Here is a 19213-nt window from a genome sequence, read left to right on the forward strand (position 1 = left end):
ACCAGGCATCTCATAAACCTCTCTTTTAGCTGAATCCGGCAGGTATCTGACATCGTTGGAGAACATGGCGCACATTGCAATGATTGTTTGGTCAACTCGGGAAACGTGTCGATCCATAAACCATGACACTGGTGGCTCAGCGGGACGGGTATGAAAAAAATCGACAACATTGCGCTGGTTTCAAAATCAGGTCGCTGTGGTTCGTGGACGCCCAGATCGGGGTGATGCAAGGATGGTATACAGCAGCATGCCGCCCTTATGTCTCCTATAGGAAACTTTTCTCCGTTTCACAACATCTCAGCCCGTCTTAGAATAACAGGAAGAAACTCAGGCACGCATTTCAATAGAACCGGCGGGGTCTTATGAGATCATCAAGGCAACGCGAGGGCCGCATTCAATTTCACAACTGTTCGACAGCCTGCCCCAGCACATTTAGTCCGGCAACCAGATCACTTTCGGATGTGTCCTCGGCAAAATCGTGACTGATCCCATTGATTGAAGGCACAAACAGCATAGCGACCGGCATGAGGCGGGACACATTGGTTGCATCGTGCAGCGCGCCAGAAGGCATCCGGCGCCACTGATTGGGTGCGATCTGCTCTGCCCCGGCTTCCAGCGCAAGGCGCAGACGCTGATCCATCGCGACCGGCTCAAGACCCAGCATCGGACCGAAACTGAGATCCATTCCAACACGGTCAGCCACTTCCTGCGCGACGCCCCGGATAATCTCTTCCATACGCCGCAGACGGTCTGCGTCTCCGTCACGCCACTGCATGGAAAACCGGACACGCCCGGGAACAATGGAAGAGGCGTTTGGATGGACATCCACATGGCCAATCGTCCAGACGGTTTGGGGCGTCACCACATTCTGAAACCGATCATTTATCTCGGCGTTGAATAGCGAAAGTGCCTGAAACGCATCGCGGCGCAGATGCATCGGGGTGGTACCGGCATGGTTTTGCTGACCCTCAAAGCTGATCACCATGTCACGAATACCAACGATATCGGTCACCACACCGATCAGGTCACCTTCAGCATCCAGCGTTGGCCCTTGTTCGATGTGCATCTCGATAAAGCCTGAGAACCGGGCGGGATCGACAAAACCCTGTGCCATATCTGACATGGATGATCGGGCCGCCGCAAAACTCGTACCTGAGTGGTCGGTCAGTGTATCCGCCTTTGCAAGGTCGAGAGTACCCGACCAGACAGCCGAACCCGTTGTTACACCAAACCGGCCCTCTTCATCCTGAAAGCTGACGACGGAGATTGGTCTGTCACTGGAACGCGCGATTTCCAAAGCCGCGATGACGCCCAGCGCGCCATCCAGCCACCCTCCTTCGGGCTGGCTGTCGGAATGAGATCCCATCAGCAGAGAGGTACCCGGTGCCATACCAAACAAATTGCCCACCGGATCAAAATGAGGGCGCAGTCCGGCTTCCTCCATCCGTCCGGCCAGCCAGCGTCGCGCCGCAATATCAGCATCGGAATAAGCAGGTCTTACCACACCCTTGGCGATACCCGACGCCCCGAATTCACGCAGCTTGTGCAGATCAGCCAGAAACCGGTTTTCATTTACCGTCATGACGTTCCCCAATTTTCCGAACGGCCCAACCATAGACCCGGCATCTGGCCCGGCAAGCTGTGATGTATCGATATGCGACGATTTTTGCCCGTTGCCGATCAAACCCCTCTGGTCCCGGCACGGAACCTGCCCTAAGACTTGCCTGCAAGAGGGACCGTCATGTCACATATCACACTGGTTCGTCACGGACAGGCCAACACCACAGCCCGGGACGAGGAAAATTATGACAAGCTGAGCGATCTGGGTCACCAGCAGGCGCGCTGGCTTGGGGCGCATTTGCGGGACACTCACGCCCACCATCCCCGAGTCTATTGCGGCACCCTGAAACGTCACGCTGAAACCGCTGCCAGCATGGGCTTGCCCGAACCGATCCGGGATGCACGGCTGAACGAGATCGAGTATTTTAATATTGCGAAACTGTTCGAAGAGCAGCACGGAGTAGCCATTCCAACAGATCGCGAAGGGTTCGTGCAGCATCTGCCCCGAACCTTTGACGCTTGGGCCAATGGCGACATCAGGAATGCACCGGAAACATTCGACGAGTTCGAAACACGCGTATCTGATGCCCTGAAAGACATCGGAACCGAAGGTGGTCCGGCAATTGTGGTAACTTCGGGCGGCCTGATCTCGATGGTGGTTCGACAGGCCATGGGTCTGGATATCCAGTCGATGGCCCGAGTGGCCCTTGCGATCATGAACACATCAATGCACCGTCTTTACCCGATCGGCGCTCAGCTAAGCCCGGTCCTGTTCAATGCCGTCCCACATCTGGAATCGCCCGAACGGCACTTTGCCCAGACCCACCTTTGACCGGCACAAACAACGGAGTTCCCTCATGCAGCTCTACTACGCTCCCAGAACCATTTCGGTCGCCGTGGCCATCGCGCTGGAAGAAGCCGGTCAGGAATACGAAGCAATCCGTCTGGATTTCGCAAGCGGTGAGCAAACGCAACCGGCCTACAAGCAGATCAACCCCAAAGGACGGGTTCCCGCACTGGTTGTCGATGGCGGTATTCTGACGGAAACGGGCGCCCTACTGGAGTATGTAGCCGCGAAGGCACCTCAGGCGGGACTGGTTCCCGTCGATCCGGTGATGGCAGCGCGGATGCGGGAAGTGATGTACTACCTTGCATCGACCATGCACGTGAACCACGCACATAAAATGCGCGGACATCGCTGGGCCGACAAGAAATCCAGCTGGAAAGACATGAAGGAAAAGGTAGCACAGACCATGACAGCGTCCTGTGACTACATCTGCTCGAACGGACTGCGCGGGCCGTTTGTGCTGGGCGAGGCGTTCTCGCTGGCCGACGCATACCTGTATGTGGTCTGCAGCTGGCTGGAAGGCGACGGTGTCGATGTCCCGACCTTTCCGAAAATTCTCGCCTTCCGTGAGGCGATGGAGGCACGCGCCTCGGTTCAGGCGGTTCGTGCCGCCGGAATGCTCTGACAAAAGGAATATACATGACACATCTCTGGGTCCGGGCAGAACAACGCCCGAACGAAGAACGGGTGGGCCTGACGCCCGAAGGCGCGAAGGCACTGATCGCCTCGGGTATTCGTGTCACCGTCGAGGAAAGCCACGTCCGGGCAATCCCGATCGATGGCTACAAGGATGCCGGGTGTGAGATCGCGGCTGAAAACTCGTGGCCCGAGGCCCCGGCCGATGCGATCATCTTCGGCCTCAAGGAACTGCCCGAGGATGGCACACCCCTGCCCCACCGCCACATCATGTTTGGTCATGCCTACAAGGGCCAGCATTCCGGTCGTGCGTTGCTAGAGCGGTTTAAGGCTGGCGGCGGCACCCTTTATGATCTGGAATACCTTGTGGAAGAGAATGGCCGGCGCGTCGCCGCCTTTGGATACTGGGCCGGATATGCAGGCGCGGCAGTCACACTCAAGACCTGGGCCGCTCAGCAACGGGGTGAAGAATGTCCGCCCGTCGGCGTCTACCCCGGCAAGGATGTCCTGAACGCCGAACTGTTGGCCGAATTGGATGCGACCGAGCAAGCGCGCCCGCGCGCCATTGTAATCGGTGCGCTGGGACGTGTTGGCACCGGTGCTGCAGATTTATGCGAGGCTATGGGCGTCAGTGTCACAAAATGGGACATGGCAGAAACCGCAAGCGGCGGGCCTTTTCCCGAGATCCTTGAACATGATCTGTTCCTGAACTGCATCTTTGCCCGTCCCGGCACGCCGGTCTTTGTCCCACGCGAAGCACTTACTGCGCAGCGCAATCTGACTGCCATTGGCGACGTCGCCTGCGATCCGGACAGCGACTATAACCCGGTACCTGTCTATGACCGGGCCACCACCTGGAACCATCCTGCCCAGCGTGTCGCCACTGATCCTATTCTGGATGTGACGGCCATCGACAACCTACCGTCGATGCTGCCAGTCGAAAGCTCCGAAGATTACGCAGCGCAATTGCTACCTTCGCTCCTGACCCTGACTGATCTGGAAAACGGCGTCTGGGGCCGGGCAGCGGCTACCTACAACACTCATATCGAAGGGATCTGAGCGATGACGATTCATTGGTGTGGTACAGGCCTGTCGGCCATCCCCGGCCTTCGCCGCCTGATCGAGGCGGATCACAAGGTTACCGTATGGAACCGGACTATCGAAAAGGCAAAGGCTGAAATCGGTGATCTGACCGATGACATCCATGCCTTCGACATTGACGCGATTGCCGAGGTTCTGAAACCCGGCGACGTGATCGTCTCGATGCTGCCCGGAGATTGGCATGTACCTCTGGCTGAACTTGCCATCTCGAAAGGTGCGAATTTCGTTTCATCCTCCTACATCGCGCCCGAGATGCGTGCGTTGGATGACAAGGCACTTGAGGCCGGTGTGGCATTGGTGAACGAGGTTGGGCTGGACCCAGGCATCGACCACCTGATGGCCCACGCACTGGTTGATGACTACCGCGCCTCGGATGCGTTTGATCCGGAAAACCATCTGAGCTTTATCTCTTACTGCGGCGGCATCCCCAAGAACCCCAATCCGTTCCGCTACAAGTTCAGCTGGTCACCACTCGGCGTACTCAAGGCTTTGCGGTCTCCGTCCAGATCGATCCGGAATTACGCCCCGCTTGACGTGGCGCGCCCTTGGGATGCGATCAGCACCTACATCGCCCCGCTACCGTCCCCGGAAAGCTTTGAAGTTTATCCGAACCGGGATTCACTGCCCTTCATGCAACAATATCATTTCGAAAAGCACTGGCCGGTCAAGGAATTCGTCCGGGGCACATTGCGGTTGAACGGGTGGTCCGATGCATGGTCCGGCGTATTCAGCGAAATCGAAACCTTGTCCGGCCCGGAAGGTGACGCCCGACTGAAGGAAATGTCGGATCAGTTCTGGGATGAGAACGCCTATGACGAAGGCGAGCCGGACCGGGTTGTCCTTTGCGTTGGGCTTAAGGCAGAGAACGAAGGCCGCGAAGTCTGGAACAAAACCTATGTGATGGATGCATGGGGTGACGAGCGCGGAACCGCCATGGCGCGGTTGGTTTCAATTCCCGTTTCACTTGCGGTTGAGGCCGTACTGAACCGAGAGATCCCGGCCGGCGTACACGCCGCCCCCAGCGATCCGAAACTGGTGCAGGGCTGGATGGCAGAGATCGACAAGCTGGCACAACACCTTCAGATCGTCGATCACACCTAATGACGAAACTCGGACGAGCGGAATACGCTGTCGGATTTCTTATTTGCCGCGTCTGATACCTGAAAAAGCAAGGGCCATTCCTGAACTTACGGAATGGCCCTTTGCTTTTACGTCTGGCGCGGATCGCTGATCAAATGACATCAGTATTCAAATGTATCTTTCGATCGTTTCATCGATATCGCTGCGGTTGATCCCAAGATCAGAAAGCTCGCTGTCGGACAAGCGGCCAAGCTCCTGAGCTGCACCAACAATATCTTTCCGGATTGCGCGTATTCTCATGGCCCGGTCAAACAACGCCAAAGCGCTGGCGGATGGGACCGTTTCAAGCATCGGATATGTGTCCAATTCCCGTACCTCCTCATAACCCGTTGATTGGCGTTCAATGAACCAATCAGAAGCGGTCAGTGTAGATTCTGCCGAATGGGCTCATGGTGATAAACGCTCTGATAGGCACGCCGGTGAATTTCGCTGCGTGGAATACCGATATCCTGCAGGCGTTGATCACTGAGCTGCTCCAGCTCGCGAACTGTTTTTGTGTAGATCCGACGACGAAAGCTCTCGACTCTGGCCTCGGCATAATTGGCAAACAGGCCACCAAACAAACCTTTTTGCGTCTTGATTGACTGAACGTTTTCCATTTTCGTGCTCCTCCTGATCTGATCTTCGTTGCGGTTGTAAGATCAGATAAAGGAACGCTTGCTTAACGAAATCGGGCCGTTTCATTAATCTATGTTTAGAATACGCAGCTGCGTCAGGAGATAATGCGAAAAGCCTGTCACAGTTAAAACCGATACCTAGTCCTCGGGCTCAAGCACCAGTTGAAGAACAAATCTTGTTGCAGGTTCCGTCTCTTCACGCGCGAGCAATTCGCGAAACAACGGATCAAGCCTGTCATCATTCCAGTCGCGCATTGCAAAGGCGATCTGCCCAGCCAATGATACATCGGCCTCTAGTACACGTTCATAAACTTCAGCAATTTGCGAACGAAACTCAGGGATCGCTGACCCGGCGTCCGATAGTGCTCGGATCAAGATCAGCTTGTCTTCACTAGGCCAATCAGCTTGCGTCACCCACCCGTCAATAGCGGAAATTGCGAAAGTACCATCCACCTCGATACCGGCCAAGGCCCACTCATGCAGGTTCGGCCCCGCTGTCTTCAACCTCGCCAGATAGCGGGACCGGACGACCTCAATCGCATCCGGGTCGGTCTGCAAACCCAAAAGCCGTATGGAGGCCGGAGCATAGTTCAGCCTCTGAATGCTGCCGATATCATCGAGCAGTTGATCTGTGAGCGCTGAAACATTCGTCTGCCGGACCAACGCATACGGAGCGCGGTAGACCTCTACCAACGCAGTATCCCGCAAAACTCGATCTTCACTCGAAAGATAGTTGGCGAAGAATTGTATACGTTCGGACGTTCCACCTATGCCTGGTTTCCAGTGAATACCGTGACTTTGCAGGATTTCAACGAACTGTGACCGTTCCGCCGACATCAGGAACAGCTTTCTCCAGCCTTTGGACAGTTTACGCCCGGCCTGATCCTGACTTTCAGCACTGTAGACAAACAAGACTGTCCGATCTGGATCTGACAGAAACATCTTTCGCGTTGTTGAATCGACCAGAAACGGGATCTCGGGCAAGTTCTCTAGCTGCTCTTTGGTTCCTTTGAGAACTTCGGCAGGTATGTACCTGAATACGTTGTCGGGCGACGGGCGTGCCAGAACAATTACATCTGCCGAAAGCAGACGATCCCCAAGCGATGCTTCAGGCAACGAGATACAAACGACACAGGCATCAGCGGGGCGCGGATCCAGAATTCGCGCCAACAACATGGCTACAACAAAAATGGCCTTCAAACCGCTTTGCATCAGCGTAAGGATAGCGCGACCAAGCGTTTTCGGCGACAAATTTGAGTCCGAGAAGCGCTTAGGACCGTTTTGTGGAACGTTGCAACAAAACCGTGATGGTTGGCTACATCAGATCGTTTTCGACGTCCTCGGCTGAGATGCCCAGCGCATCCAGACCGTTTTCGAGATGATCTGACAGGTGCGGTGTTCCGATCAGGTAATCGGCGCAGGGGGTCGAAGCCTCGGATTTAGCCGTTGCTATGGCCTCGGCCAGATCTTCGGCGAAAAAGCTCTCGCGGCCGATCCACATGATCGCCACCAGTTCGGCCTGTTCGTCTTCGCTCATCCGGTCGACAAAGGCTCGAAGTTCACCTTCGGCCCGATTTAATTCGCGCCCCATCATGGCGACCTGGGCAACTTTTCTTGCCGAGATTTCCAACATGCGTTCAAACTCCTCTGTCCGCGATTTCAGTTTATCACAAACAGCTAAGCAGATGCGCGTCTTTGATCTCACTCAAACAAATCGGGGCATCGCATACATCTTAACGATGGGATCGTGAAACAGGCTGTTTGGGAACCGGGGCCTTCCTGAAAGGCCGAAACTTCGCCTTTTTCATCCAAAGCCGCAGGCCCTGCCACAAGATCAAAGCAAATGCGCGCCTGGCTCCAAAAGGACGACGTATAAGCGACCAGAGAATTGTGCGGTTTGAAAGTTCGGACCTCGATCCTGTCAGGGTTGCGATCAGCCCCCCCCGCGCACGACCGTAATCGATCCACACACCGATCCTGTCGGAGCGATAGTCGAAGCGGAACGTATATGTGCCCTCGATCTTCTGAAACGGGGATACATGCATCAGTTTATCGGCGATGATGCGGTCTGTTGGCAAAATGGGCGACATGTCGGGATTACAACAAAGATAGCTATGTCGCGTTCCGTAGGTGTTGGTGACCTCAGCAAGCACTGCGTAAAGCTGATCATCATTGTCAAAGCAGAACCAGAAACTGACCGGATTGAAAACATATCCAAATACCCGGGGCTGCGTCAGCAACTCGATACGGTCAGGTTGGGGAAATGCGAGTTCATCAAAACACTCACGCAACCATTTTGCAGCGCGCCCATGCTTTGGATCGCCTCCGTGATCCCGGGTCCGCCATCCCATGATGTTTGAGCGGTCCAGTGAAAACAGAGACGGGGTTGCAGGTCGATCCTCCGGATCCAGCATGATGTAGTCGATGGAATAGCGAAATGCGTTTTCGATATTGCCTTTGCGTCCATGGTAGGTATGCGCCGCGATATGCTGGACGCGGTCCAGGCGCGAACCATAGTCATGAAAGCGTTCGGGGTTACCGACTACGGCACCCTCTGCATGTGTGCTTTCAAACTGTTCAAATGGCATTCTTTTCTCCGCAATACCTTACGGTGCACTACGAAGAATATCGCAATCCGGATTAAATTTCGCATTCAAAGTGATCCGGCTTGGGCAAGGCCCCGTAATGCGGTTATGTTTACCGAGATTGACATCGCGACCATGGATGAACCTGCGGCGGATTCAGTGCCTCCGCAACCTTGGCGCCCAAATAAACGCATCAAGGGTAAACCGGTGAACGGAACAAAAAAGAGTTGCGACACCAGAGCCGAGTGGGTGAACCACATCAAGCGCATAAGGGACGCTCAGGATCAGGCGGCCTTTGCCGAGCTGTTTCAGCACTTCGCCCCACGCGTTAAGGCGTTTCTGATCCGGTCCGGATCTGACGCGACAACGGCTGAGGAATGTGCGCAAGAGGTCATGGCCACGCTTTGGCACAAGGCGCACTTATTCGACCCAAGCCGTGCAACGGTCGCCACCTGGGTGTTCACGATTGCGCGGAACAAACGAATAGACGTGATCCGAAAACAAAGACGCCCGGAACCGGAAGAACTGGACTGGGGTCCAGAAGCGGAACCAGAACAGGATGACGTAATCGCATTGCAGCAGGAAACTGCACAGCTTCGAACGGCCATTCTGGCTTTGCCCGAAGCGCAAAGAGAACTGATCGAAAAGGCATATTTCGGAGACCTGAGTCACCGGGAAATTGCCTCTCAGACGGGGCTACCGCTGGGAACGATCAAATCACGAATTAGGCTGGCGCTGGATCGCTTGCGCCACGCGATGAACTGAGATGACGACGATGAGCAAGAGTATAAAACATCACCTGACGGATGACCTGTTGATGGCCTACGCTGCCGGCAATCTGCCCGAGGCGTTTGACCTGATGGTTGCCACGCATCTGTCGCTCTGCGACCACTGCCGCGCACGGGCCGAGAGCTTTGAGGCTGTGGGTGGACAGGTTCTGGAAGACCAGGCCCAGACGGCGCAGATGGGATCAGGCGCGCTTGCCGCAACGATGGCTTTGATCTCGCAAGGTGCTCCGACACCCAAACCTGTGCGCAAGAAATGTGCAGTGCTGCCCGCACCATTGCAGGACTATGTCGGCGGAGATGTGAACGACATTCGGTGGCGACCGGTTGGTATGGGCGTCAAACAAGCGATCCTGCCAACGACCAATGAGGCAACTGCCCGGTTGCTGTTCATACCTGCGGGCGCAGCCGTACCGGATCACAGTCATCGCGGGATCGAGATGACCATGGTTCTGCAGGGCGCGTTCTCGGATGAGGTTGATCATTTCGCACGGGGTGATGTTGAGATTGCGGATCAGGATCTGGAGCATATGCCCGTCGCTGATATCTCAGAAGATTGTATCTGTCTGGCAGTGACTGACGCGCCGTTGAAGTTCACCAAACTCATGCCGCGTTTGTTCCAGCCATTCCTTCGGATCTGAGTTTCTCGGAAATTTGAATAAACGCCCGAAAACCGGCGTCGCAATGGCGTCGGATTCGGGTAACCTCCGGGCATGAGATTTGATCTGCCCGATGACGATACGCTTTACTCTGCCCTGATGGCACGCGATCCCTCGTGGGATGGGCGCGCTTACGTGGGCGTTACCTCGACCGGTGTGTTTTGCCGACTGACCTGTCCGGCCCGCAAACCGAAACGTGAGAACTGCCAGTTCTTTGCGACCATCGCAGACTGCCTGAATGCGGGGTTCAGAGCCTGCAAACGCTGCTGCCCGATGGCACCGGCCGCCCAATCTGACCCGGCCATTTCATCGCTTCTGGCGAAACTCGAGGCCGATCCTACCCGTCGCTGGCGCGAAGCCGACATCGTTGCAATGGGGCATGACCCTTCTACCATCCGCCGTGCCTTTAAACGCCATTTCGGCACCACCTTTCTGGACATGGCACGACAAGCTCGGTTGCAGGCAGGTCTAACCACTCTGGCACAGGGTGGAAAAGTCATCGATGCGCAACTTGAGGCGGGATTTGACTCTCCTGCAGCCTTTCGCGAGGCCTTCGCAAAGCTGCTGGGTTTGCCGCCCGGTGCTTTTGAAGCCAATGCGATGCTGCGGGCCGATTGGTTCGACACGCCCTTGGGAGCTATGATAGCGATCAGCGATCCGGGTCACCTTCACCTGCTTGAATTTGCCGATCGCAAAGCGCTGCCTACCGAGCTAAAACGGATCCACAAGGCCTGCAAAGGGTCACTGGGTTTTGGCCGTTTCGCACCAACCGATCAGGCCGAAGCGCAGCTAGAGGCGTTTTTTCAGGGCCGCTCGGCCCAGTTCGATCTACCACTTGCACTGCACGGCACTGAGTTCACCAAAGCGGTATGGCGCATTCTGCAAACACTGCCTGCTGGGACCACGCAGTCTTATTCGGATATCGCGCGCCGTCTTGGGCGACCTGATGCGGTTCGGGCTGTCGCGCGCGCAAACGGGGCAAATCAGATTGCGATTATTATCCCCTGTCACCGTGTTCTGGGGGCTGACGGTACGCTGACCGGGTATGGCGGCGGCCTTTGGCGCAAACAGAAACTCATCGAACTGGAACGGCACTACGCCCCGAAAGAAAGGCATCCTGCATGACTCAATCCGACAAGGCGCGCGATTTCGCAGCGCTGCATCAGCCTGGAAAACCGCTGATCCTTTACAACGCTTGGGATGCGGGCAGTGCGCAAGCCATCAGCAAAGCCGGCGCTTTGGCTATCGCAACGGGCAGTTGGTCACTGGCGGCAGCACAGGGTTACAAGGATGGCCAGGACATGCCGCTTTCCTTTGCCACGCAAATCCTCGAACGCATGGTTGGTTCGGTAGATCTGCCCGTCAGCTTTGACTTTGAGGCTGGTTTTGCTGGGGACCTCGACACGCTGGCTAACAATATTGAACAGGTCATTTCCGCGGGCGCGATTGGTGTCAATTTCGAGGACCGTTTGATTAGTGAAGTCGGATTGCGCTCTGCATCAGATCAGGCCGATCGCATTGCAACCTTGCGTCGTGTGGCCGACGCTAAGAGCATCCCACTATTCATCAATGCCCGAACCGATGTTTTCTTCCAGGGCAGCAAACCCAAAGAGCACGCTGATCTAATGAAGGAGGCGCAGTCCCGCGCCCTGACCTATGCGGATGCAGGAGCTAATGGAATATTCGTCCCCGGGCTGATCACACCCGAACTAATCGGCAAATTCTGTGCAGAAGCCCCATTGCCGGTCAATATCATGCAGATCGGGCAGTCTCCGGATCACGCCACTCTTGCTGATCTCGGCGTCGCGCGGATCAGCCATGGACCTGCGCCTTATCTGGCAGCCATGGCAAATGTCACCAATGCGGCGACCGCTGCACTAAAGGTCTAATCCGGGCATTTAGTTCGAAATCAGCCCTCAGTTTTACCCAGCGGAACCACGTTCGGGTGTTCATCGGGGGCAAGCTCTTCGAAATCGAAATTGTCCAGACGCTGAGCGCGGCGGCCAGCTTTTTCCGCGCTGATCTTGATCTCTGAAATATCCTTGGCCGCCTGTCCAAAGTGCCGATCAAGATTGCTGACACGATCACCGAGACGGTCAACATCCTTGTGCAACATCCCCAACTCCTTGCGGATTGCACCCGCCTGCTCCCGCATTCTTGCATCCTTGAGGATCGCGCGCATCGTATTCAGGGTTGCCATGCAGGTGGTCGGTGAAACGATCCAGACGCGTTTGGCAAAGCTCTCCTGAACCAGTTCCGGAAACTTGGCGTGCAGCTCGGCATAGACCGCCTCGGATGGCAAAAACATCAACGCACCATCGGCTGTTTCCCCATCAAGGATATATTTCTCCGAGATGTCGGTGATGTGCTTGCGAATGGTGCTGCGAAACATCTGAACCGCTGCTTTCAGCTCCATGTCATTTGTGGACCCGATCAGTGCTTCATACGCCTCAAGCGGGAACTTACTGTCGATCACGATAGGCCCGGGCGGATTCGGAAGATGGATCAGACAGTCGGCGCGACGGCCATTTGACAGTGTCGCCTGAAGCGAGAAACTGTCTGTTGGCAAGGCCTTGGACACGATATCGTTCAGTTGGATTTCACCAAACGCACCACGGGTTTGTTTGTTGGACAGGATATCCTGCAGGGACAACACGTCGCCTGACAGCTTGGTGATGTTGTCCTGCGCCTTGTCGATAGCAGCCAGTCGCTCCTGCAACTGCGTCAAAGAAGTAGCAGTCTGCTTCGAGGATCCATGCAGGGATTCCTTCATCCGTTCCTGCATATCGGCCAGCGCGCGCGCCGATTTCATCGCGTTGTCTGCCAAACGATCATTCATCTGCTGCTGCACCGAGGACAGCCGCGACTCGACGGTCTGGATCACCTGCACATGTGCATTGGCTTGTGTATCTGAAACCTGCTGCAACCCACCGCGCAGCTGATCTTGTCCCTGACCCAATTGCTGAACGTGCTGTCCCAGATGTGCCATCTGCCGTGCCAGAGGTTCGGCCATTCGCGCAGACCTGTTGGCCGCGCGCAGGGACAAAAACAGCAACATCAGAATCAGCAGCAGCACACCGGCCCCGATCAGAACCGCCATGACCACCGGGTCATTCAAACTATACTGGTTGCCTGCAATCTCGATCATGTCAGCCCATTTGTTCTTGTTTTGTTTTACCCTTCTTAGCCGGGTAAGGAAATTGGATCAACTGCGCCCGAACAGCCGTTCGATATCGCTCAGTTTCAATTCCACATATGTAGGTCGCCCGTGGTTGCATTGACCGGAATGGGGCGTCGCCTCCATTTCGCGCAACAGGGCGTTCATTTCTTCGGCTCGCATCCGGCGACCCGAACGTACCGAGCCATGGCAGGCCACCCGGCTGAGGATCGCCTCGATCCGGGCCTGCACCGTCTGGCTTTCACCCTGATCGGCAAGTTCGTCGAGGATATCCAGAACCATTGTGCGCGCATCAACTTCGCCCAGGATGGCAGGAGTTTCGCGCACTGCCACCGCGCCGCCTCCAAACGGTTCGATGGTCAACCCAAGGCGGGTCAGGTCGGCAGTTACTGCCATCAGCCGCGCGCAATCGCCTTCGGATAGCTCGACAATCTCTGGGATCAACAACGCCTGCGCTGCAACACCATTCTCAGCCATCTGAGTTTTGAGCTTTTCATAGACCAACCGTTCATGGGCTGCGTGCTGATCAACGATCACCATGCCGTCTGCGGTCTGGGCAATGATATAGTTCTCATGAACCTGCCCACGTGCAGCACCAAGCGGCAGATCGCTGGCCGTAGGTTCGGGTACCTCAGCGATCGCGTCGGGGGCAGGAACCGGTTCGATAGCTCTGCCGCTGTAGTCATTCGACAATTCGGCAAATCCCGGAGACTGCGCCTGAAACGCGACATGTCGAGCTGCGGGCGAAGGGCGATCCATCTGATACACCCGCGCCGGACCGGGGGAGGCTGGTTCCGGCCGCATCGCCCCGAGCGTTGCATTGGCGACGGTCGAAGACGCGCGGTGGCCCGCGTCCGCCAAAGCGTGCCGCAGGGCTGAAACAATCAATCCACGCGCTATCCCGGGATCGCGGAATCTGACCTCGGATTTGGCAGGATGGACATTCACATCTACCAGAGTCGGATCACAATCAATGAACAAGGCCGCAGCCGGATGGCGGTCCCGGCTGAGGAAATCGAAGTAGGCCGCGCGCAATGCGCCGGTCAGCATTTTGTCCCGGACAGGCCGCCCGTTTACAAACAAATATTGCGCCACAGCAGCGCCACGCGAATAGGTCGGCAATGCAGCATAGCCATAGAGGCGAATGCCCTCGCGCGTGGCGTCGATCTGCAAGGCATTCTCGGCGAATTCGCGGCCCAGCACACGGGCTAGCCGGGCGTGCAGCGCATCAAACAGGTCTCCATTCTCGCGATCGGCCCGAAAGACGACGCGCCCTTCTCCGCCGCCCGAGACATCGCGCAGAGTGAAGGTGACAGAGGGTTCCGCCATGGCCAGGCGCTTGACGGTATCCGAAATCGCCTGCGCTTCGGCCCGATCGGTACGCATGAATTTCAAACGGGCGGGTGTGGCAAAGAACAGATCGCGCAGCTCAACCACCGTTCCGCTGCGAAGGGCGGCGGGTTTCACCGCTTCCATCTTGCCACCTGCCACGCGGATTGAGGCGGCTTCGCCCCCAGCAGCGCGACTTGTGATCGTTAGTCGACCGACGGCACCCAGCGATGGCAAGGCCTCACCACGAAATCCGAAAGTGTGAATGTTCAGAAGGTCCGAGCCATCGATCTTGGAGGTTGCATGACGCGACAAGGCCAGCGGCAAATCTGCTGCTGAGATCCCACATCCATCATCGGTTACACGGATCAGGGTTTTGCCGCCATCGGCGATGTCGATGGCGATTCTGGTCGCGCCAGCATCTATGGCGTTTTCTACCAGTTCCTTCACGGCGGATGCCGGGCGCTCCACCACTTCACCTGCAGCGATACGGTTGATTGCCGCATCGTCGAGTTGCCGGATTACCGGTCGATTTTCGCTGATATTGGGGTTCGCCTGCACCATACCGCTAGACCTAGCACGACCCGACGCGATTCTGCCACCGGTTTGAGGGATTCTGCCACCGGTTTGAGGATTGTATTTTAGCGGGAGGGGGGCGTCCGGATGATTGCGGCAGGCCAACAAATCGTAGGCTCACAGATCCGCAATCATCCGAACGATCCGAAGTGAGTGGTGGTCGTTCATTAACAATTGAACTAGTTATAACACGAGCAGATCGACAAATCTCGTTAAGCTTTCACCGCAGTTCAAACTTGGCAATTATCGGCCTATCTCCGCAGAGACGGAGTGGCAAGAAAGCGCCACGTCAAGCCCCGGATGGAGCGCCAGCGCGGGTTCGACACGGACCAAACACTGCCGCTGTAGCAAGAATAAGCCCGGACATCGTGGCGATCATTCCCGCAGCGCTCACTGCGTCGGCCCCGCCCAACCACAAGGGTCCATAGCCCGCCAGTACATAACCCGACACGGCCGAGACAATGGCAAACACAACGCTCCACGCAATCTGCGCCTCAAGCCTGTTGGTCATCATGCGCGCAGCCGCAGGCGGACAAATGAACATGGCGATCACGATGATCGAGCCCACAGCATCAAAGGCGGCAACTGCAGCAATGGCCGCGACGATAACCAAAGCCATGCCCAACGCTCCCGTCCGGATCCCGATGGTGCGGGCAAAGCCCTCGTCAAAGGTTGATATCTTGAGTGGTCGCCAGAACAGCCAAGTGAATAGGATTACCCCTGCAAGCGTCAACGCAATTCGGGGCAGTTCTGGCGGAAGGCCCGCCAGCGCCTCTAGGTCCCATAAAGAGGGCCAGCCCGTTGCATCCAGCCAGATCAGGCTTTCGAGGTTACCGTATAACGCATGTTCCACGTCTAGATGGACGGTCGAGGTATCGGTTTGCTCCAGCAGCAGGACCCCTGCCGCAAACATTGTGGTGAATACAACACCCATCGCCGCCCCCGGTTCGATCTGACCCAGCCTTCGAATGGCTTCGATCAGAACGACGGCAACCACAGCGGCCCCTGCAGCGCCCAGCATCATGGGCCAGGTTGAAATTGCACCGGTCAGCAGGAAAGCAACAACGATACCAGGCAGCACCACATGACTGATCGCATCCCCGATCAGCGCCTGCTTTCGCAGCACCAGAAAGTTGCCGGGCAAAGCGCAGGCAATGGCCGCAAAAGTCCCGATCAGCATCGGTGTGAGGGACAGCGGGACAAATTCTTCTCCGCTCATGGCCGAACCTCCTGCGGGCCGCCAATACGACGGTCGATTTCCGTGATCTGGTCGTGGGTAAGAACGGTCTCGATATCGCGTAGGCCGTCATAGAGCGCTGCGGTGGCTTCATGGGCCTGATCAGCGCGCACGATCTCCCAGCGTTTTTCGTCGCGCAGCGCTTTGGCCGCGCGTGCTTTTCCGGTTTCAGTCGCCACGCCATCGGCGCGTACCATCCCCTCACGCCGCAACAGGCGCAGAGTCAAAGGCTCATAGATCTTTTGGCCTTGTGCCAGTGCCAACAACCCTTGCCGGATATGAACCCGGCGTTGAAACCGCAAATGGCGCAGAACCGCAGCCAATACGCCACGAACGGGTGCAAAGAACAGCGACAGGGCAAAGAAGGCAAAACTGACCAGGACGATGATCGGGCCTGTCGGCAAATTCGGTGCCGAAGCCGACAACGCCGCCCCAATATATCCAGCAAGGCCACCAGCCAGACCAGAGAGCAGCACAACGCGATCCGCGCGCTGGGTCCAGAAGCGTGCCGTCACGGGTGGAATGATCAAAAGCGCCACGATCAGGATCAGGCCTACAATCTTCAGGCCAACCACCGTCACAGCCATGACCAGCCCCATCATGGCAAGGTCTATGCGATGCACGGGCAAACCGCGCGCGGCAGCATATTCTGGATCAAAGGCCACCATCATCATGGGGCGTCGGATGATCATCACCAAAACCAGCGTAGCTGCGCCACCAAATGCGATGATCAGTGCATCAGCCCAGAGCATGCCCGCAGTCGATCCCAACAGGAAACCTTCTAGGCCGGCCTGACGGCCCACGCCCATTGTCTGGATCACTGTCAGAAGCACGATACCTAAACCAAAGAACACCGACAGGATCGCGCCTATTGCGGCATCTTCGGCCAAACGCGTATGGCGCGTGAGCCAGTTCATCGCAACCAGACCAATCCAGGCCGAGATTGCAGAGCCAGCCAGCAACCCGAGCAGATTGCGCCCGTCACCCCCTAGTGCGACCAGGATCATGAAGGCGATACACACACCCGGCAAAGTGGCGTGGCTGATAGCATCGCTGACCAGAGCCCGCTTGCGCAGGAAAAGAAATGTGCCCGTCACGCCAGCAGAAATACCAAGCAACGTGGCACCAACCGCCACCAGCGTGGCGTTATAGCCAAGCTGCAGCGTCAGAGCATCCCAAAGCATGATTTACCCCAATGCGCGTGAAATCTGATCGATCTGCGCCGTAGCCAGACGACCACCATAGGCAGCTTGCAGGGTCTCGGCAGTAAAGGCCTCGGCCACCGGACCTTCGGCTACCTTACGGGTATTGATCAGGAATACATGGTCGAAATAGTCGGTAACGGTTGCCAGGTCGTGATGTACGACGACCACGGTTTTACCCGCCTCTTTCAGCGATTTCAGAACAGCAATAATGGCTTTTTCGGTTGCCGCATCAACACCGGCAAACGGTTCGTCCAGCAGATACAGGTCCGCGTCCTGCGCCAATGCGCGTGCCAGAAAGACACGCTGCTGCTGACCACCTGAGAGTTGGCCGATCTGACGATCAGCAAAGTCGCGCATTCCGACCCGGTTCAGACAATCCATTGCCCGTGACATGTGGCGCGCGCGGATACGGCCCAACAAGCCCAACTCTCGCGACAATCCCATCAACACCACGTCAATAACACGGGTTGGGAAATCCCAGTCGACACTGGCGCGTTGCGGAACATAGGCAATACGGGCGCGCTGATCATCCAGCGGCTTTCCGTAGACTGTCACCTGTCCGGACAACGGCGCGACTATTCCCAACGCTGCCTTGAGCATGGTTGACTTGCCCGCCCCATTCGGGCCGATGATCGCGGTCATCGCACCGGGCTCTACAGTCATATCAACCGAGAACACTGCCGGTTTTTGCCCATAGGAAACGGTCAGGCCGCGAATGGCGAGCGGGCTGTTTTCCACGCCCCGCTCTTCCACCGATACACCCTGATCAGCCGCAAGCTCCAACATAGCCTCAGAACCCCGCCAACAATTTGCCGTTCATGCCGCGCTCTGGCACATCTGCGCCCAGCGCACCTGCAATCACGGTGATGTTGTGATCCAGCATGCCCACGTAAGTGCCTTCGTATGATCCCGGCTCGCCCATGGCATCTGAATACAGCTCTCCACCGACGCCGACCTCATGACCTTTGGACGCAGCCCCTTCGATCAGGGCGCGCATTGAGCGGTCAGAGACTGAACTTTCGACAAACACAGCCGTCAGTTTCTGGTCCACCAGCGTATCGACCAACTCACCGATCCGGTTCAGGCCAGCCTCGGACTGGGTTGAAATACCCTGAATACCCAGAACCTCATAACCGTATTCCTCGCCAAAATATCCAAACGCGTCGTGCGCGGTGACAAGTACACGGCTGTTTTCCGGCACCGCAGCCAGAACCTGTTTTCCGTAGGCGTCCAATTGATCGATTTCTGCGAGGAATGCCTCGGTATTGGCGGCAAAGGTTTCGGCTGCTTCGGGGCGGGCTTCGGTTAGTGCTTCCTGTACCTGAACCACCACATCTTTCCACAAAACCGGGCTCATCCACAGGTGCGGATCGTATTTGTCTGCGTAATCGTCATGCGCACGCAACTTGGATTTATCGACACCGTCTGCCACGGCGACCACGTTCCGTTTGCGATCAAGATCATGAAAGAACTCTTCCATCTGCGCTTCCAGATATAGACCATGCCACAGCACCAGATCGGCGCGGGTCATCGCCACGATATCGCTGCGGGTCTGACGATAGGCGTGCGGATCGACACCTGGTCCCATCAGGCCTTTGACCTCAACCTGATCACCACCCACCTGACGCGCGGCATCTGCGATCATACCCGTTGTGGCAACTACCTTCAGAGGTGCTTCAGCCCACGCCGCCAAAGGCATAGCCACGGCAAACGCGATTACTGCAAGAAAACTGCGACGAATCATTTCCGACCCCATTT

At 56.7% G+C, this 19213-nt stretch carries 20 protein-coding genes; 8 read left to right on the forward strand and 12 right to left on the reverse strand.

Annotation, left to right across the window (positions count from 1 at the left end; genetic code table 11):
• Nucleotides 1-400: 400 nt before the first annotated feature.
• Nucleotides 401-1582, reverse strand: a complete 1182-nt coding sequence (locus E1297_RS34730; RefSeq protein ID WP_155146263.1) for a Zn-dependent hydrolase — start codon at nt 1580-1582, stop codon at nt 401-403.
• A 159-nt stretch (nt 1583-1741) separates the two neighbouring features.
• Here E1297_RS34730 and E1297_RS34735 point away from each other — a divergent pair, with 159 nt between their 5' ends.
• From E1297_RS34735 to E1297_RS34750, 4 genes are read left to right on the forward strand one after another with little or no spacing between them, the layout of a single operon-like run.
• Nucleotides 1742-2392 (forward strand): histidine phosphatase family protein, encoded by a 651-nt coding sequence (locus tag E1297_RS34735; RefSeq protein ID WP_155146265.1) that lies wholly within the window; start codon nt 1742-1744, stop codon nt 2390-2392.
• Nucleotides 2393-2417: 25 nt separating this feature from the next.
• Nucleotides 2418-3032 carry a glutathione S-transferase family protein gene (locus E1297_RS34740; RefSeq protein ID WP_155146267.1) on the forward strand — a complete coding sequence of 205 codons (615 nt, stop codon included), beginning with the start codon at nt 2418-2420 and terminating at the stop codon, nt 3030-3032.
• Nucleotides 3033-3046: 14 nt separating this feature from the next.
• Nucleotides 3047-4102, forward strand: a complete 1056-nt coding sequence (locus tag E1297_RS34745; RefSeq protein ID WP_155146269.1) for a saccharopine dehydrogenase — start codon at nt 3047-3049, stop codon at nt 4100-4102.
• Nucleotides 4103-4105: 3 nt separating this feature from the next.
• Nucleotides 4106-5245 carry a saccharopine dehydrogenase family protein gene (locus tag E1297_RS34750; protein ID WP_155146271.1) on the forward strand — a complete coding sequence of 380 codons (1140 nt, stop codon included), beginning with the start codon at nt 4106-4108 and terminating at the stop codon, nt 5243-5245.
• A 147-nt stretch (nt 5246-5392) separates the two neighbouring features.
• Here the strand turns inward: E1297_RS34750 and E1297_RS34755 are convergent, their stop codons facing one another.
• The 5 genes from E1297_RS34755 to E1297_RS34775 all read right to left on the reverse strand — a co-directional run bounded on the left by E1297_RS34755 (nt 5393) and on the right by E1297_RS34775 (nt 8489).
• On the reverse strand, nt 5393-5575 hold the full coding sequence (locus E1297_RS34755; protein ID WP_155146273.1) for a DUF1127 domain-containing protein: 183 nt from the start codon (nt 5573-5575) through the stop codon (nt 5393-5395).
• A 71-nt stretch (nt 5576-5646) separates the two neighbouring features.
• The gene (locus E1297_RS34760) at nt 5647-5883 is read right to left on the reverse strand and encodes a DUF1127 domain-containing protein (RefSeq protein ID WP_155146275.1); all 237 of its coding nucleotides are present in this window, start codon (nt 5881-5883) and stop codon (nt 5647-5649) included.
• Nucleotides 5884-6039: 156 nt separating this feature from the next.
• On the reverse strand, nt 6040-7152 hold the full coding sequence (locus E1297_RS34765) for a hypothetical protein (protein WP_155146277.1): 1113 nt from the start codon (nt 7150-7152) through the stop codon (nt 6040-6042).
• Between the two features lie 64 nt (nt 7153-7216).
• Nucleotides 7217-7534, reverse strand: a complete 318-nt coding sequence (locus E1297_RS34770) for a DUF3775 domain-containing protein (protein ID WP_155146279.1) — start codon at nt 7532-7534, stop codon at nt 7217-7219.
• 100 nt (nt 7535-7634) lie between these two features.
• Entirely contained in the window at nt 7635-8489 is an 855-nt protein-coding gene (locus E1297_RS34775) for a DUF1365 domain-containing protein (protein WP_155146281.1), read from the reverse strand.
• A gap of 204 nt (nt 8490-8693) precedes the next feature.
• Between E1297_RS34775 and E1297_RS34780 the strand changes: the two genes are divergently transcribed.
• From E1297_RS34780 to E1297_RS34795, 4 genes are all read left to right on the forward strand, one after another.
• Nucleotides 8694-9251: a sigma-70 family RNA polymerase sigma factor gene (locus tag E1297_RS34780; protein ID WP_368669792.1), complete on the forward strand. Its 558-nt coding sequence runs from the start codon at nt 8694-8696 to the stop codon at nt 9249-9251.
• Between the two features lie 10 nt (nt 9252-9261).
• Nucleotides 9262-9912, forward strand: a complete 651-nt coding sequence (locus E1297_RS34785) for a ChrR family anti-sigma-E factor (RefSeq protein ID WP_155146285.1) — start codon at nt 9262-9264, stop codon at nt 9910-9912.
• Between the two features lie 72 nt (nt 9913-9984).
• Nucleotides 9985-11055, forward strand: coding sequence for a bifunctional transcriptional activator/DNA repair enzyme AdaA (locus E1297_RS34790; protein ID WP_155146288.1), 1071 nt, complete (start codon nt 9985-9987; stop codon nt 11053-11055).
• Nucleotides 11052-11819: an isocitrate lyase/phosphoenolpyruvate mutase family protein gene (locus E1297_RS34795; protein WP_155146290.1), complete on the forward strand. Its 768-nt coding sequence runs from the start codon at nt 11052-11054 to the stop codon at nt 11817-11819. Before E1297_RS34790 ends, E1297_RS34795 begins: the two co-directional genes overlap by 4 nt.
• 20 nt (nt 11820-11839) lie before the next feature.
• On the opposite strand, the gene E1297_RS34800 is transcribed toward E1297_RS34795, so the two are convergent.
• From E1297_RS34800 to E1297_RS34825, 6 genes are all read right to left on the reverse strand, one after another.
• Complete coding sequence (locus tag E1297_RS34800) at nt 11840-13078, reverse strand: DNA recombination protein RmuC (protein ID WP_155146291.1); 1239 nt, start codon at nt 13076-13078, stop codon at nt 11840-11842.
• A gap of 57 nt (nt 13079-13135) precedes the next feature.
• Nucleotides 13136-15001, reverse strand: a complete 1866-nt coding sequence (mutL, locus tag E1297_RS34805) for a DNA mismatch repair endonuclease MutL (protein WP_155146293.1) — start codon at nt 14999-15001, stop codon at nt 13136-13138.
• 301 nt (nt 15002-15302) lie between these two features.
• The gene (locus tag E1297_RS34810; protein ID WP_155146295.1) at nt 15303-16232 is read right to left on the reverse strand and encodes a metal ABC transporter permease; all 930 of its coding nucleotides are present in this window, start codon (nt 16230-16232) and stop codon (nt 15303-15305) included.
• Nucleotides 16229-17434, reverse strand: coding sequence for a metal ABC transporter permease (locus tag E1297_RS34815; protein WP_155146297.1), 1206 nt, complete (start codon nt 17432-17434; stop codon nt 16229-16231). Before E1297_RS34815 ends, E1297_RS34810 begins: the two co-directional genes overlap by 4 nt.
• Before the next feature lie 3 nt (nt 17435-17437).
• Nucleotides 17438-18241, reverse strand: a complete 804-nt coding sequence (locus E1297_RS34820; protein ID WP_155146299.1) for a metal ABC transporter ATP-binding protein — start codon at nt 18239-18241, stop codon at nt 17438-17440.
• 4 nt (nt 18242-18245) lie between these two features.
• On the reverse strand, nt 18246-19211 hold the full coding sequence (locus E1297_RS34825) for a metal ABC transporter solute-binding protein, Zn/Mn family (RefSeq protein WP_209016191.1): 966 nt from the start codon (nt 19209-19211) through the stop codon (nt 18246-18248).
• Nucleotides 19212-19213 lie beyond the last annotated feature (2 nt).

The sequence above is a fragment of the Roseibium sp. RKSG952 genome (assembly GCF_009711355.1).

What these genes read in the sequence shown, in the direction of transcription:
- E1297_RS34730 (WP_155146263.1), bottom strand. Translation starts at nt 1,582, where the DNA reads ATGACGGTAAATGAAAACCGGTTTCTGGCTGATCTGCACAAGCTGCGT.
- E1297_RS34735 (WP_155146265.1), top strand. Translation starts at nt 1,742, where the DNA reads ATGTCACATATCACACTGGTTCGTCACGGACAGGCCAACACCACAGCC.
- E1297_RS34740 (WP_155146267.1), top strand. Translation starts at nt 2,418, where the DNA reads ATGCAGCTCTACTACGCTCCCAGAACCATTTCGGTCGCCGTGGCCATC.
- E1297_RS34745 (WP_155146269.1), top strand. Translation starts at nt 3,047, where the DNA reads ATGACACATCTCTGGGTCCGGGCAGAACAACGCCCGAACGAAGAACGG.
- E1297_RS34750 (WP_155146271.1), top strand. Translation starts at nt 4,106, where the DNA reads ATGACGATTCATTGGTGTGGTACAGGCCTGTCGGCCATCCCCGGCCTT.
- E1297_RS34755 (WP_155146273.1), bottom strand. Translation starts at nt 5,575, where the DNA reads ATGCTTGAAACGGTCCCATCCGCCAGCGCTTTGGCGTTGTTTGACCGG.
- E1297_RS34760 (WP_155146275.1), bottom strand. Translation starts at nt 5,883, where the DNA reads ATGGAAAACGTTCAGTCAATCAAGACGCAAAAAGGTTTGTTTGGTGGC.
- E1297_RS34770 (WP_155146279.1), bottom strand. Translation starts at nt 7,534, where the DNA reads ATGTTGGAAATCTCGGCAAGAAAAGTTGCCCAGGTCGCCATGATGGGG.
- E1297_RS34775 (WP_155146281.1), bottom strand. Translation starts at nt 8,489, where the DNA reads ATGCCATTTGAACAGTTTGAAAGCACACATGCAGAGGGTGCCGTAGTC.
- E1297_RS34785 (WP_155146285.1), top strand. Translation starts at nt 9,262, where the DNA reads ATGAGCAAGAGTATAAAACATCACCTGACGGATGACCTGTTGATGGCC.
- E1297_RS34790 (WP_155146288.1), top strand. Translation starts at nt 9,985, where the DNA reads ATGAGATTTGATCTGCCCGATGACGATACGCTTTACTCTGCCCTGATG.
- E1297_RS34795 (WP_155146290.1), top strand. Translation starts at nt 11,052, where the DNA reads ATGACTCAATCCGACAAGGCGCGCGATTTCGCAGCGCTGCATCAGCCT.
- E1297_RS34800 (WP_155146291.1), bottom strand. Translation starts at nt 13,078, where the DNA reads ATGATCGAGATTGCAGGCAACCAGTATAGTTTGAATGACCCGGTGGTC.
- mutL (WP_155146293.1), bottom strand. Translation starts at nt 15,001, where the DNA reads ATGGTGCAGGCGAACCCCAATATCAGCGAAAATCGACCGGTAATCCGG.
- E1297_RS34810 (WP_155146295.1), bottom strand. Translation starts at nt 16,232, where the DNA reads ATGAGCGGAGAAGAATTTGTCCCGCTGTCCCTCACACCGATGCTGATC.
- E1297_RS34815 (WP_155146297.1), bottom strand. Translation starts at nt 17,434, where the DNA reads ATGCTTTGGGATGCTCTGACGCTGCAGCTTGGCTATAACGCCACGCTG.
- E1297_RS34820 (WP_155146299.1), bottom strand. Translation starts at nt 18,241, where the DNA reads ATGTTGGAGCTTGCGGCTGATCAGGGTGTATCGGTGGAAGAGCGGGGC.
- E1297_RS34825 (WP_209016191.1), bottom strand. Translation starts at nt 19,211, where the DNA reads ATGGGGTCGGAAATGATTCGTCGCAGTTTTCTTGCAGTAATCGCGTTT.